The 14,520-nt window shown below is 41.0% G+C and carries 13 protein-coding genes; 4 read left to right on the forward strand and 9 right to left on the reverse strand.

From position 1 onward, the window contains the following. Window positions 1-96: 96 nt before the first annotated feature. On the reverse strand, window positions 97-1,269 hold the full coding sequence (locus DRW42_RS16115) for a FecR family protein (RefSeq protein WP_113949860.1): 1,173 nt from the start codon (window positions 1,267-1,269) through the stop codon (window positions 97-99). Window positions 1,270-1,313: 44 nt separating this feature from the next. Continuing rightward, window positions 1,314-1,940: an RNA polymerase sigma factor gene (locus tag DRW42_RS16120; RefSeq protein WP_113949861.1), complete on the reverse strand. Its 627-nt coding sequence runs from the start codon at window positions 1,938-1,940 to the stop codon at window positions 1,314-1,316. 507 nt (window positions 1,941-2,447) lie between these two features. Between DRW42_RS16120 and DRW42_RS16125 the strand changes: the two genes are divergently transcribed. Next, window positions 2,448-3,365: a patatin-like phospholipase family protein gene (locus DRW42_RS16125; protein WP_113949862.1), complete on the forward strand. Its 918-nt coding sequence runs from the start codon at window positions 2,448-2,450 to the stop codon at window positions 3,363-3,365. 88 nt (window positions 3,366-3,453) lie between these two features. Here the strand turns inward: DRW42_RS16125 and DRW42_RS16130 are convergent, their stop codons facing one another. From DRW42_RS16130 to DRW42_RS16140, 3 genes are all read right to left on the reverse strand, one after another. After that, window positions 3,454-4,512, reverse strand: a complete 1,059-nt coding sequence (locus DRW42_RS16130; RefSeq protein ID WP_208643577.1) for an adenylate/guanylate cyclase domain-containing protein — start codon at window positions 4,510-4,512, stop codon at window positions 3,454-3,456. A 370-nt stretch (window positions 4,513-4,882) separates the two neighbouring features. Next, a complete protein-coding gene (locus DRW42_RS16135; protein WP_113949863.1) occupies window positions 4,883-6,040 on the reverse strand; it encodes a zinc-dependent alcohol dehydrogenase in 1,158 nt (385 codons plus the stop codon). A 21-nt stretch (window positions 6,041-6,061) separates the two neighbouring features. After that, on the reverse strand, window positions 6,062-6,436 hold the full coding sequence (locus DRW42_RS16140) for a hypothetical protein (protein WP_113949864.1): 375 nt from the start codon (window positions 6,434-6,436) through the stop codon (window positions 6,062-6,064). Window positions 6,437-6,810: 374 nt separating this feature from the next. On the opposite strand from DRW42_RS16140, the gene DRW42_RS16145 reads away from it, so the two are divergent. After that, window positions 6,811-8,217, forward strand: coding sequence for a discoidin/SUN/FTP domain-containing protein (locus tag DRW42_RS16145; RefSeq protein ID WP_208643578.1), 1,407 nt, complete (start codon window positions 6,811-6,813; stop codon window positions 8,215-8,217). Window positions 8,218-8,926: 709 nt separating this feature from the next. Here the strand turns inward: DRW42_RS16145 and DRW42_RS16155 are convergent. From DRW42_RS16155 to DRW42_RS16170, 4 genes are read right to left on the reverse strand one after another with little or no spacing between them, the layout of a single operon-like run. Beyond that, window positions 8,927-9,997: a dipeptidase gene (locus DRW42_RS16155; RefSeq protein ID WP_113949866.1), complete on the reverse strand. Its 1,071-nt coding sequence runs from the start codon at window positions 9,995-9,997 to the stop codon at window positions 8,927-8,929. Window positions 9,998-10,006: 9 nt separating this feature from the next. Next, window positions 10,007-11,122, reverse strand: a complete 1,116-nt coding sequence (locus DRW42_RS16160) for a D-TA family PLP-dependent enzyme (RefSeq protein ID WP_113949867.1) — start codon at window positions 11,120-11,122, stop codon at window positions 10,007-10,009. A 6-nt stretch (window positions 11,123-11,128) separates the two neighbouring features. Then, window positions 11,129-11,599: a RidA family protein gene (locus DRW42_RS16165; protein ID WP_113949868.1), complete on the reverse strand. Its 471-nt coding sequence runs from the start codon at window positions 11,597-11,599 to the stop codon at window positions 11,129-11,131. A 1-nt stretch (window position 11,600) separates the two neighbouring features. Beyond that, window positions 11,601-12,917 (reverse strand): gluconate:H+ symporter, encoded by a 1,317-nt coding sequence (locus tag DRW42_RS16170; protein ID WP_113949869.1) that lies wholly within the window; start codon window positions 12,915-12,917, stop codon window positions 11,601-11,603. A 167-nt stretch (window positions 12,918-13,084) separates the two neighbouring features. On the opposite strand from DRW42_RS16170, the gene bla reads away from it, so the two are divergent. Both bla and DRW42_RS16180 read left to right on the forward strand, forming a co-directional pair. After that, complete coding sequence (gene bla, locus DRW42_RS16175) at window positions 13,085-13,984, forward strand: class A beta-lactamase (protein ID WP_158544359.1); 900 nt, start codon at window positions 13,085-13,087, stop codon at window positions 13,982-13,984. A gap of 83 nt (window positions 13,985-14,067) precedes the next feature. After that, window positions 14,068-14,481 carry a hypothetical protein gene (locus tag DRW42_RS16180; protein ID WP_113949871.1) on the forward strand — a complete coding sequence of 138 codons (414 nt, stop codon included), beginning with the start codon at window positions 14,068-14,070 and terminating at the stop codon, window positions 14,479-14,481. Window positions 14,482-14,520: the final 39 nt, after the last annotated feature.

The raw sequence follows: 14,520 nt of genomic DNA on the forward strand, positions 1-14,520 counted from the left end.
GGTATTCCTGGTCTATTGCTGACCTTAATGTTGCTGTCGTAAATATTTCTTCATCGTTTGTCTGGTTTAGTTTTATTGAGTGATTAGTTGTTTGTTTTATTTGGTGACATATACTTTGTGCCCATCAATCCTGAAATGGACATCACCGTTAAACTCGATGATTTTAAGTATTGCTGAAATGTTCCGTCCGCGTGATATTTTCCCCGAATAGGTTAAGTTCGGATCTGTTTTAGTTTCGTAAACAACCTCTACACCATACCATCTGGAAATTTTCGTCATAATGCCTTCCAGGCTTTCGTTAAATTTAAAGTAGCCGTTTTTCCAGGCCACCACATCTTCCATATCCACATCATCCGAAACGGAAATTTTACTTCCGATTCGGGCAGCCTGCTGACCCGGTTTTAATAAAGTATGCTGTTTGCCTATACTGATCCGAACCGATCCCTGGAGTAAAGTGGTTTTTACAACAGGCTCGTTATGATAGGCCATAATATTGAAATGTGTGCCCAGTACTTCTACCGTTTGTCCTGCACTGGCCACTTTAAACGGCATATTTTTTTGATGGGCAACTTCGAAGTAACCTTCGCCGGTTAATTCTACCTTACGTTCATTTCCGCTAAAGTGGGTCGGATAGCGCAAAGATGAAGCGGCATTTAGCCATACTTTGGTTCCATCGGCAAGGTTTACCTGATACTGACCACCCATTGGAGTTTCGATGGTATTGTATTGTCCGTTTGCAGCGGCTGTTGTATTCGATAAATCGTAAATGATTTTTCCTTCTGCAGTTTTAATTACCTTGATGCCTGTTTCATTGGCAATGGCTCCGTTACCAGCCCCACTAAGGTCTATTTTTTTACCGTTTGCCAAAATCAAGGTGGCTTTGTTTCCACCCGGAGCAACATCGGCCAGTTTTGGATTAGCGGTTTTGGCATTTTGAGCAATATAAAAAAGGATACCTACGCTGAACAAGACCAAAATTGAAGCAGCAATGCTCCATTTTAACCAGGCAGAAGACCTGATTACCTTTAAGCCCCTGGCAGAATGGTTAATGCGGTTTTGGAGATCGGCAAAATCAGCACTGATGGTGCGGGTTCTCGATCCGTCGCCCATTAGCAATAACATTTGCCTCAGCTGATCAACTTCCTGCCTGCGGTCTGGATTTTGTGCCAGCCATTCTTCCCAGTCTTTGACATCCTGATCGTTCCTTTTGAAACAATAATTCAGAAAACTTTCCTGTTGTATCAGCTGCAGATTTTCTTGATCTCCCATTTAAATTGATTAAACTTTGGAGAATAGAGCAGGAAATTTAAATTTTACCCATAGATTTTTAAAAAAAATAAAATTAATAGCGAAAGCAGTGAAATTGCGATCGATAAAGTACCTAAATCGCCTTCACCAATCATCTTTTTGAGCTTTTCTACCGCATTATAAATGGTATTATAGGCAGTTTTAACCGTAATATTGTTACTAGCGGCAATATCATCGTAAGAAAGGCCGAGATAAAACTTCTGATAGATCAACCGGGACTGACTTTCGGATAATTTATCTATATAATTTTTTAAAGTAAGGGTAACCTGGTTGCTGGTGTGCTGTTTAATGTGCAAGGTTTCTACGGAAGGATAAACCGGCATTTCTTCCAAATCGTAAAGATCGAGGCTTTCTTCGGCACTAAAATGTTCCCTGCGGAAAAGTTTACGGAGGAAGGAGGTTACCAGGTAATTATGGTGATTGGTAATGTGACTTAGGTTCTCCCTGTTTTCATATATATATAAAAACAGATCATTGATACAATCTTTGGTTTTTTCGGCATTTGCCCCTTTTTTAATGCCGATATAGGTAAAATAATCGTGGTAATGGGCATAGATATCGTAAAAGGACGTATTATTTCCCTCCAAGATAAATTTTTCCCACTCCGTCTTTAGATCTTTTCCTTTTTTCAACGCCTGAAGTTTGCCTTTTTAGTCTAATTTTAGCTGAGAGCTGGCTAAAACGTTTAAGATTAAATAAATATCGTGCAATTATCGACAATAGCAATAATATTTTTATAAAAAATTTAAATAAAACTTAATGGTAATTTAATTAAAAGCTGTAGCAGTAGGATTACAATATGGGTTTATTGTGTATTTGGTTAACTGGTTTAATTGTTTAAATTGGTTAATTGTACCTGGCGATCGTCACCCTGATCCGATAGTTATTGGATTTATTTCAGGATCTATCCTGCATTAATACCCTGATATAAATTCAGGGTGACGTATGGATGGAAAAAACGACGTCATCTCGACTGAAGCAAAGCGGAACGGAGAGATCTGCCTCGAGATAGATTTCTCGACTGCGTTGCCCTCCGCTCGAAATGACGGTTAATTAGACTCAGGACTTCAGATTAGGTACCATCATCAAGACTTCCGACTAAAAAACTATATTTGATCTGTAATTCTAAGGAGCAGAACATGAAGACTTTGGTTATTTCGGGCGGTGGCAGTAAGGGGGCTTTTGCCGGTGGTGTAGCAGAATATCTGATCAAATACAAGCAAACCGATTACGATCTTTTTGTAGGTTCTTCAACCGGTAGTTTGCTCATCCCCTTTTTGGCCATTGGCGATGTGGCGCGTATTAAAAAGCTCTACACTACCATTTCGCAATCAGATATTTTTACGGTTTGTCCGTTTATTGTGAGATATAAAAATGGAAAAGTAAAACTCCGCATGAACCATTTTGGGATCATTAAGCAGTTTTTTAAAAGACAGAAAACCCTTGGCGACAGTACGGGTTTAAGAAACCTGATCAGGAATAATTTTACGTTAAAAGATTTCGAAACCATTAAATCGCTCGGCAAAGAAATTGTGGTTACCGTGGCCAATTTAACCACTCAGGTAATCGAGTACAAATCGAGCAATGATTACAGTTATGAAGATTTTTGCGACTGGATGTGGGCATCGTGCAATTTGGCTCCTTTAATGAGTCTTTACCAGAAAAATGGCAACGATTACGCCGACGGCGGTTTCGGGAACCTCATCCCTGTACAGGAAGCAATTATAAAAGGTGCAACTGAAATCGACACCATCGTTTTGCGCCAGGAAAAAGCGGTTTATAATAATCCGCCACTGCAAAATGCAATCGAAGTTTTTGCACGTACAAGCGATTTTATGCTTAACCAGATTGCAAACGACGACCTGATTATCTCAAAGCTACAAACGGCCAGCAAAAACGTAAAAATCAATTTTTACTTCATTAACCGCGAACTTACCACACATTCTTTTGTATTCAACAAAGCAGAAATGAGCACCTGGTGGCAGGAAGGATACGATCTGTTTAAAGCTAAAGATTGTACTACACACGTATTAGAAGCTGATGGAAAAATGGGTTAACTGGTTAATTGTTTAAATCGGTTAACTGATCCAACACCAAACTACTATTGCTTAATAGGGTTAATTGTATAAATTATCTGATAAGCCATCAGTTGATGGATAATTCGATATTGGGTTTCACGGCTACAAGCTGCATTTCCTTTTCTTTACCCCTTAACTTAATGGCACCTAACATTTCGGTGGTGTAATTTCCAACCAGCTGCAGTTCTTCGACCAGGGTTTTGGAAACAATCATTTCCTGGTTAAAGGTTTTACACATATTCTGGATCCTCGAAGTGGTATTCAGTACATCGCCCGAATAAGTGATATCCCGTTTTATGATGCCAACTTCCCCGGCAATTACCCGTCCACAATGAATACCGGCTTTAAAAGAAGGCAACAAAGCATATTTTAAGTTGTATTTTTCTTTTAGGGAAAATAAATGGCTCTTGATATCAAAAAAACAGTTGATGCATTTATTATTTTTCAGTCCCTCTCCATATCGCCAGACAATCACCACCTCATCGCCCACGTATTGATAAATTTCGCCCCTGTTTTCGAGGATTGGATTGGTAATATCGATAAAGATATCTTTCAACAGTTCATGATATTTTTTATCGCCGAGCTTTTCGGCGATGGTGGTAGATGAATTTAAATCAAGGAACATAAAAATCCGCGATTCTTCCTTAGGTGTATTGTATTTTCCTCTGATGATATCCCAGAAAACCCCCTGTCCAAATTTACTGTTAACCTGCAATAGCAACTGTGTTATGGAAACCACCATGGCCCAAACCAATCCATTTTTTAAAAACCTGTGCGAATCGCCCAAAGATAAAAGACTGAGGATTTCATTTATAGATAATACAATAACGGTAAAAATGCCGGCTATAATTAAAAGTGTATAACCATAAGGTTTATCGTTATATTTTACGTTGACAAAAAAAACCAAAAAGCTTCCGCCAATTAAAGCGCCGAACAAACCAATAAACATATTTAACAAAATGGAAGCTTTTAAGGAGTAACCTGGCGCAGGTCCTAAAGAATTGTGGGTATGCAGTATTAAATCTTCAAAAAGGGCAATTACGGCACCGATTAATATCCACGCAAGGACAATAATCAACAACTGCTGAAATTTTTGCCTGGTGCGTCGATTTATTTTTACTGACATTCTGATCTTTATTCAAAAAAACCAATTGAATTTACAATAAGTTTAGCTTAAACTTAAAGAAAAAAACAGTAATCCCCTAAGAACCAGTCTCCAATTTCAGGCTTACATTAAACGACATTCCTTTTCCGAATTCGCTTTCTATAGCGATTTTTCCTTCTGCATAATCAATAATCTCTTTACCAGGTAAAGACCAAGTCCGGTCTCTTCAGTATCCTATATACGGTACTGCGCAGTTTTCTTCGCACAAACATTATTTTCGAAATATTTATATTTATATTGGTAATTGCAGGAATACCGGTTTGACAACCCAGGTTATAAAGGGCATATCAAAAACAAAGGGCAGCAGCCAATGGCCCTGCCCTTATTGATATTAAGGTTTCAATACCACTTTTACACAATCTTCTTCTTTTTCATCAAAGATTTTGTATCCGTGTGCGGCTTCTTCAAGCGGTAAACTGTGTGTAATAATATCATCGAGTACTACTTTACCATCATTAACCAAACCGATCAGTTTATCGATATAATTTAGAACAGGTGCCTGCCCCTGTTTAATGGTGATGCCTTTATCGAACATACGGTGCATCGGAAAATTATCGTAAGTTGATCCGTAAACGCCCATAATAGAAACCGTTCCCATTCGGCGTACGGCTTCGAAACACATATCGAGTACTTTCATCGATCCCTTTTCGAAATTCACTGTTGCCTTTACCTTATCCATAAAGCTACGCTCGGGTTCAAAACCCACTGCATCTACACAAACATCAGCCCCACGTCCACCCGTCATTGCACGGATGGCTTCCACTACATCAACTTTATGCGGATTTAAAGTATCAACGTTATTAACAGCTTTAGCTTTCTCCAAACGGTAATCGAGCGGATCAATGGCAATTACACGGCTTGCACCATTAATCCAGGCAGCTTTCTGGGCCATTAAACCTACGGGGCCTGAGCCAAAAATAGCCACCACCTCACCGCCTTTCAGCTGGGCCCAATCAATGGCCGACCAACCCGTCGGAAAAATATCCGTTAAAAAAAGTGCCTGTTCATCTGTTAAATGCTCGGGCACAATCCTCGGACTTACATCGGCATAAGGGACACGAACATACTCTGCCTGACCACCTGAATAACCGCCATAAAGATCGGTATAACCGAAAAGCGCACCACCTTTCTGATCCATCAAATCGCCGTTCGGCCCATAATGCTCATAATTAGAATTTTCGCAGGCCGGCGAAGCCTCATGGGTACAGAAAAAGCAGGTACCACACGAAATCGGGAAAGGTACCACCACGCGGTCGCCCTTTTTTAAGTTGGTAATTGCCGACCCCACTTCTTCAACAATGCCCATAAATTCATGACCTAAAATCATATTTTCTTTTTGTGGTACAGCTCCGCTTAAAATATGCAGATCGGAACCGCATATTGCAGTAGAAGTTACTTTTAAAATGATATCCCGTGGATCAAGAATTTCCGGATCCGGCACATTATCTACCCTGATATCGCCGGGTTTGTGAAAAACAGCTGCTTTCATAATTCGGTATTTACAGTTTAATTAGTAATTGTTATCCTTTTCTTCCGATTCGTCGTCACTTTCACTTTCGAAACCGATTTCTTCATCATCAGCTGCTGTTTCCGAATTATCATCATTCAGTGCACCAAGATCTTCAGTTGTTACTGGATTGTTATCATAATCAGCATCACTGCCGGCTATCTGGTCGTCTTCATCATCTTCAATGGTTTCATCCTGATCGGCATCACTACCATCAGTTTGCTCGTCAAGGTCGGATAGTTCATCCTCTCCTTCAGCAGCACTTTCGCTTACCGGACCATCAGAAGCATAAGATCCATCATTCGGGTTGGTTTGATCAGCATTTACCTGGTTTTGATCCAATTCATTTTCATTGTTCTCAAAATTTAAATTTTCCATGTTATAATAAGTTGAAGGAGGATGAGATTACCCTCACTTAAACAACCTTTCCTTTCAGGCATTTGTTCAGCTAAAAACGGTTATTTACACCCGTATTTATACCCTATTTATCAATACTGTATTGTTGATTTCACCAACCCCACAACTACTCGTTTGTAATATTTAAATTACAAATGAGTCTTTCTATTTTAAATCAGTAATTTAAATTATTGATCCGCCTATACAGGTGGATTAATTTTTAACCGGATTACTAAAACGTTTTAATCAATTCAAAACAGGTTTTATAAACGGTTATGGCCGAAAAAGATGTCAAATAAAGTAGGATGGCCGGTATTAGTGTGGAATCAACTCAAACCTAAATATAAAAACCTATTATGAAACACAAATTAATCCTCATCCCGGGCATCTTAATCTTTCTGAGCCTCTCCTGCAAGAAAAAAGAACTGGATCAACAGCAGGATCAGCTTTTGAAAAAACCTGCTACATTAGCCAACACCAATTTACTGGCCGAACCACCACTAACCTGGCAGGAACACTGGTTTGATCACGTGCAGGTACTACAGCGCTTTTACCACGATACCAGCATCGTAGTTTATCACGACAATGATGTAAGCAACACGGTTACCTGGCCCAATACCTACCTGGCGCAGGTTTGGAACTATACTAAAAGTAAATATGGTTCATTTGGTCCCGATTCGCGTTTATGGGCCATTTTCCACACAGGTAAATACAGTGGCGGCCACCCGAGCACTTATATGGATGCCAGCCACGATTACCGCAACGTAATTGATGTAGGCTCATCGAGCACCAGTGCATGGCTTTCGGGCACCGGAAACGATCTTGATATTACTACCCATGAGGTTGGGCACATTGTAGAAGGCGCATCGCGGAATGTGTTAAACTCTCCTGCATTCGGCATCTGGCACGATAGTAAATGGATGGAAATCTACATTTATGATGTTTATGTTGGCCTAAACCGCACAGCCGATGTACAGCGCTGGTACAATCTGGTGGCCAATGGAGCCGAAAATTATCCAAAAGCACAAACATATTGGTTCAGGGACTGGTTTTTCCCGATTTATAGTCAGCAGGGCAATGCTACCGCTTTAAATAAATATTTCAGTTTACTGGCGCAATATTTCCCTAAAGAAACGGTAAATAACGGACAGGGAAACATTACCCGTTTTTCAAGATCAATGAATTATGGCGAGTTTGTCCATTTCTGGAGCGGTGCAACAGGTATCGATCTTAAACCACTTGCATTAAGTGCTTTTGGTACACTGGATGAGCAGGGCAATAACTGGACAACACAATTGACCACGGCCAGAACAGCTTTCCCGAATGTAAGTTACCTCAAAGATATTTCAAGCTCCGCAACCCTGAGCGTAAGTAATGAAAATTCAGCTGGGGCTTCAGCGGCCGAAGGTTCATCAAAACTGACCGACAGTTATTACAATACCAAATTCTTTTTGGGTGGCTATCCTACTACTTTCTGGGCGCAGCAAACTTTTGCATCTAGTCAGGTAGTAAAAGGTTATACGATTACTGCCGGTAACGATGCGCCAGACCGCGATCCGAAAGGCTGGAAATTGATGGGATCAAACGATAATGTAAATTTTACGCAACTTGATATCCAGAGTAATCAGACTTTTGGTTTAAGAAGACAAACTAAAAAAATACTGATCAGCAACAATACCGCCTACAAATACTATAAACTGTTTATCACTTCGAACAATGGAAGTGTAGATCTGCAGTTCAGCGAGTGGAGGTTATTGCAATAAAAATTAAAGCTAACGACCGGGAATTTAAGAGTTGAGCAATTCCTGGTCGTTATTCATTCCCCTCTCATACACAGCTTTACAAGATGTTTGATATATATTATTTTTTCGAAAAGCAATACCTGCATTGCAGTTTAGCGGTAGTACCCGCTATCGCTTATAGTCCTCGCTACGCTGTGGGCTATTCCGCTCTATCGGGTTTATATAGCAAAATAGCAGCTACTATTAATGGAGCAATACCAAACGTTCCAACGGAACGTAAACGCCAATTTTACAATTGGCTACCTATGATTCGTTCCTACGGAACGGCCGCGGGAACGCTATTCCCCCCTTCCAGAGAGGTGTCGGGTTTATATGGCAAAATAACAGCAACTATTAACGCAGCAACACCAAACATTTCTACGGAACGTAAACGCCAATTTTACAATTGGCTACCCATAATTCGTTCCTACGGAACGGCCGCGGGAACGCTATTCCCCTCTTCCAGAGGGGTGCCCGCAGGACGGGGTGTAATAAAACACATGATAATAATTATCATAAATAAGATCATTAAGACTATCCGCGAACCGTCCTGCTAGGATGATTGGCATGAGCAAAATAAGTCAACAGGAATAAAAACCAGTCCAAATGTTCAAAGATGTAATCCGTGTTGATCTGTGTACATCTGTGGTTAAAAATTCTACATTGCCCAATGCGGCGATATGAACAGTTTTTATGCCCACGCCTTACGCAGAAACCTGATCCAATTGCCGTGCATTAAATTTTCTACATCGGTTTTGCTATAACCACGTTTTTCGAAAAGATTAGGGATTTTATCGAGATCGGCAATGCTTTCCAAATCGTAGGGGCATTGCTCCCTGCCGAAAGCGCCATCAAGGTCGGAGCCAATCCCTACATGCCTGGTGTTACCTGCCAGCTGGCAGATGTGGTCGATATGATCAATCATCACTTCGAGGTTACAGTTCATTGCTTTTGGGGTCGAAATGCCTCTTTGCCAGTTGGGCACCATCATCCAGGCATCTAAAGCTGCACCAATTACAGCTCCACGGGCAATTAATGTTTTAATCTGATCGTCGCTAAACTGTCTGTTGTGGTTAACCAAAGTCCGGCAGTTATTGTGCGATGCCCAAACATGACCGTTAAAATGGTCGAGCGCATCCCAAAAACTATCATCGCATAAATGCGTGGCATCGAGGATAATGTTGAGCCTTTCCATTTCAGCAAGCAGTTCGTAGGCACCAGGGTGTAATTTACCTGTAGCATCAGTACCCTGAGCATACCTTCCAGGGCCATAATGCGCTGGTCCAATGGCCCTTAATCCCTTATCATAAGCCTGTTGCAGGTAATCAACATGTACGATAGAATCAGCACCTTCTAAACTTAAAATATATCCGATCCGCTTTTTCTCATTCGGGGTATCTGATGCCCATAATTCGAGGTGTTTTTCCAAACTTGCGAGATCATTCACCTGGATCATTTCACCATGGTCTTCCATGGCTTTGTACCATGCCAGCTGCCCCTGGGTTTGTGCCCATGCCTGCTCCGGAGAATGCCAGCCCGGCAATGGGTTATCGGGTGCAACAAACCTTGCAATCTGCGTGGCCACCACCAAACCAATGTTACCTTTACGGAGTTCGGGCAGCGATACAGTTGCTTTTGCACGATCGGGTTTATCCGTTAATCCTTGCTCACGATTATTGATTTCGGAAAGTGGGCGGGTTAGATCGCGGTTCCACTCCAAAGCATTCATACTCAAATCCAGATGCGCATCAATCGTAAACATAGCAGGTTTTTATATCGTTATTTTTCTTTTTCTGGAAGCGATGCTCCAGGTTTGACTGGGATTATTTTCAGAAACGGCAAGCGCATTTTCGTAAAGTGCAACCGTTGGACAGATATGATAGGGCAATCCGTACAAAATATCACCAATTTGATAGGAATGATTTTCTCCGGCATCTAAAACCAGATGTTCTTCACTCTGGCTAACTGGAATAAGTTCAGGTGCATTTAAAAATACCACTCTTTTATCGAGCGGTTTTTCGGCCGCTACAGCTTTATGGCCTAAATCGCAACAGATCAGGCTATTTCCTGGTAAAGAAACAATCCGCGAAACCAAAAGTGCAGCAGTATTAAATGGCTGTTCTTCAAACGCCTCCTGATAACCTTTATCCCAAAGGGCAAAAGTACCGGGACTACAATCGAAAGTACTTTGCGTGTTATAAATGGTAAAAGTTGGCGTCCCTCCTGCTATAATTACGGGTTGATGCCCAGATTTTGCGTGAATTGCAGAAGCTAAGCCATTTAATGCCTCAATAATTAATTTTGCTTTTTGGGTTCGAACGCCAAAATCACTTTCATGAATGTGCCCATCGTAAGCATGCAAACCTTTAATCGATAAAGCTTCAATCTGGTCGAGTTTTGTACAAAGATCCGGCACTTTTTCGGGTAAAATACCCGTACGGTTCATCCCCACGTTTACATCGATAAAAACTTCAGCTGTTAATCCGTTAGCTTTAAAAGCTAATGCCAATTCGAGTGCAATTTTTTCATCATCAATCAAACAACTGAAGCGGCTTAGCGGATATGCTTTCCGGAGGGCAATAAACCTGGCAATATTTGGTCCAACAGGCTGATAAGCAAGCAGTACATCGGCTGCACCACAAATGCCAAGCATTTCTGCCTCGGCAATGGTGGCACATTTAAATTTCGAAATCCCTGCCTCGATCATCAGCTTGCTCACCTCGGCCGATTTATGTGTTTTAACATGTGGCCTCAAACGGTTTGGATCATCGATCATCGAAATCAACAATTTGATATTGGCTTTGATCCTGTCGACATAAAAAACCAGGCCAGGAGATTCAACCGAGGCAGCACCATCCAAAAGATACCATTGCTTTTCTAACATCATAGAGGTTTAATACAGCTCAAATAAAGATTCGATCTCTACCGGGATATTATCCGGCAATGAACCAAAACCAACCGCACTTCTTACACCTATTCCATTATCAGTACCCCAAACCTCGGCAAAAAGTTCGCTGCATCCGTTAATGATAAAGGGGTGTTTTTCAAATTCTGGTGTACAATTAACCATACCCAAAACTTTGATTACCCTTTTTACTTTATCCAAACTCCCCAGATTGGTTTTAATGGTTGATAACATTGTTAAACCCACCTGCCTTGCAGCCAGTTTGCCTTCATCCTGATCCATATCAGATCCGATCCGACCGATAATCAGGCTTTTATCATCCCTCACCGGACCATGACCGCTCAGGTACAAATATTTCCCATCAATAAGATAAGGTTTGTACACCCCAAGCGGTGCCGGGGCCGGCGGAAGGTTTAATCCAAGTTTTTCGAAACGGGCATCTGCAGTTAAATTTTCCATATTAAGCTATTATTATTTTAAGTAAAAGTACGCCGGCTAATCCTGCAGTACCCACTATTGATTCCATTAAAGCCCAGGATCGGAAAGTATCCTTCAGGCTTAAATTAAAATATTCTTTAAACATCCAGAACCCGGCATCGTTTACATGCGAAAACATTAAACTACCTGCACCAACGGCCAAAACCATTAAATTCGGGTCGGTATGTGTGGCCACCATCAGGGGTATAATAATACCTGCTGTGGTGAGGCCGGCAACCGTTGCAGAACCAACACAAAAGCGGATCAGTGCTGCAATTAGCCAAGCCAAAAATAAGGGTTCAACCGATAATTCCTGCAGGTAACTGGCGATTTCTTTACTCACACCACTTTGGGTTAAAATCTCTTTTAAAGCACCCGATCCGGCAATGATCAGCAAAATCAATGCGATATCTTTTAAAGCATTGCCAAAAATCCCCGACAGGTAATCCATTTTCTTTCCGCGCGAAATACCAAGAAAATAACTGGCTAAAATCAGCACAATCAACATCACGATAGAGGGATGTCCTAAAAAAATAATCACTGGAAGAACGGAAGAGCCTGGATCTAAAAACAAAGGAAGAAAAGAAGCCAGTCCCAATAAAATAACGGGCAATAAAGCGGTAAACAGACTGATAAATGTTCCCGGAAGTTCATTTTCGGGCAGTTCCTTTGCCCTGAACGATGCCATTGGGCTTGAAGGGATATTTTTTAACGTTTTGGCAAAAAGCGGTCCGCCGATTACAATGGCAGGTATGGCCACAAGCATCCCGTAAAACAGGGTGAGTCCCATATTGGCGTTAAATTGTACCACCAGAGCAGCCGGCGATGGATGCGGCGGTAAAAAACCATGCGTAACCGACAATGCAGCGAGCATAGGCAAACCAATATAGAGTGCAGGTAATTTATACCGGTAAACTACAGAGAAAATTAAGGGAACCATGAGCACGAATCCGATTCCATAATAAAGCGGAATGCCAATTACAAAACCCGTAATTACCATTGCCCATTGGATATGTTTGACACCAAAAACAGCCATCATTACCTGGGCGATCTTTTGAGCGGCGCCACTTTCGGCAACCAGTTTGCCCAGCATGGCACCAGTGGTAATAATAATCACCAAAGATCCTAAAACATCACCTATGCCTTTTTCAACAGCACCGGCAATTTTTGGCAAAGGCAATCCTAAACCCAGACCCGCCAGTACAGCGACAATCAAAAAAGCCAGAAAGGTATTGATTTTAAAAACGGAGATCATTAAAATCAATAATGTTATGCAGCAGAAAACGATGAGTATGGTCATTGATATTTTTTTAGCTTATCCCACCTGCACTATTCCTATGGATGATATGTTGCAAAATAGTGATTATTTTGTTTTAAGTCGATTATATTCACCCTGTGTTTTACCAGGAATATCTACATCTTTGCATTAAGAATAGCGACCATCCTATCAAGAAAAAATATAATATCGTGTACAAAGCAATTATTATCCTCATCGCCCTTAATTTTTGTGTTTTCTATTATACAAATGCCCAACCGAAGAAACTAGAGGTAACAGTAGCAGAAATTGCGGCAGATACCAGGGGAAAAATAGGCATTTATGCACGTGTTTTAGAAAGCAATGAAACTTTCGAATTTAATAACAATCAACATTTTGTGATGCAAAGTGTGTTTAAATTCCCCATTGCGGTGATGCTGCTCAGCGAAGTAGACAAAGGTAAATTCAACCTCGATCAGCAGGTATTTATTCCTAAATCAAAGATCAAAAAGACCACAAGTAAACTTTATGAGAAATATCCGGAAGGAAATATCTCTGTTCCTTTGCGCGAAATATTGGAAGATATGGTTTTGTACAGCGATAACAATGCCTGTGATGTTATACTCCAGCTATTAAAAGGGCCAAGGGCACTCACCCGTTATCTGCACGGGATTGGTATAACGGATATCAATGTTGATTTTGATGAATGGGGTATGCAGAAGAAATGGAATAACCAGTATCAAAACTGGTGTACACCACAGGCACAGGTAACCTTGCTTAAACTGGTTTTTGAACAAAAACTCTTAAAAAGTGAAACGAATACCTTACTGAGAACGCTGATGCGTAAAACTTATGTTGCACCAATGAGGATCAGGGGGCTGCTTCCAAAAGGTACACTTGTTGAGCACCGCACCGGAACTTCGGCAACAAATGATTCGGGCTTATCTCCTGCTACAAATGACGTTGGCACCATTACCTTAGCCAATGGCAAACACCTGGCCATTGCCATATTTTTAATGGATTCGTATGAAAATAACGAAAAGCGGGACCTGATTATAGCAAAGATTGCAAAGGCTGCTGTTGATGAATTTTCGGGTGTTCAGGCACAATAACATTATCATGGCAGATTAAAATCATATAAACTTTAGCCAGAATTATATAAAGCTACCAGGCAAACCCTGCTTAGTTTTGTATTATGAAAATTAAGGCCGTTTTCTTCCTCTTTATATTTATGCTCAATACCCTTGTGGGTTTTGGCTGTTCTATAACGATGAAAAATGAGGGGAACGAACACAGCCTTAGACATCACCATACACATCAGCCCGAAACAGTTAAGCAACTTCTCTCCCAACATGCTAGTTTTAAAATAAACGGTGAAGAAGATTCCTGCTGTAAAACATTGGTTAACGATTTTCTGGTTCAGGGCAAACTCCTGCCCGACTACGCAAAACTGAATCTAAAGGCGCCTGCACTGGATCCATTTGGTTTTAGGTTAACTCTTATTCCGGAAATAAATATTGTCATTGCAGATCAGCAAGGAATTGATCTGTACCGTTACCGTCCACCACATCCTGATATCAGGATTTCCATACAAAGTTTCCAGATATAGGATAACCCATAGCTTTTTGTTTCCCGCTGATTTCGCAGA

Source organism: Pedobacter miscanthi (assembly GCF_003315595.1).
Classification (GTDB): Bacteria; Bacteroidota; Bacteroidia; order Sphingobacteriales; family Sphingobacteriaceae; genus Pedobacter; species Pedobacter miscanthi.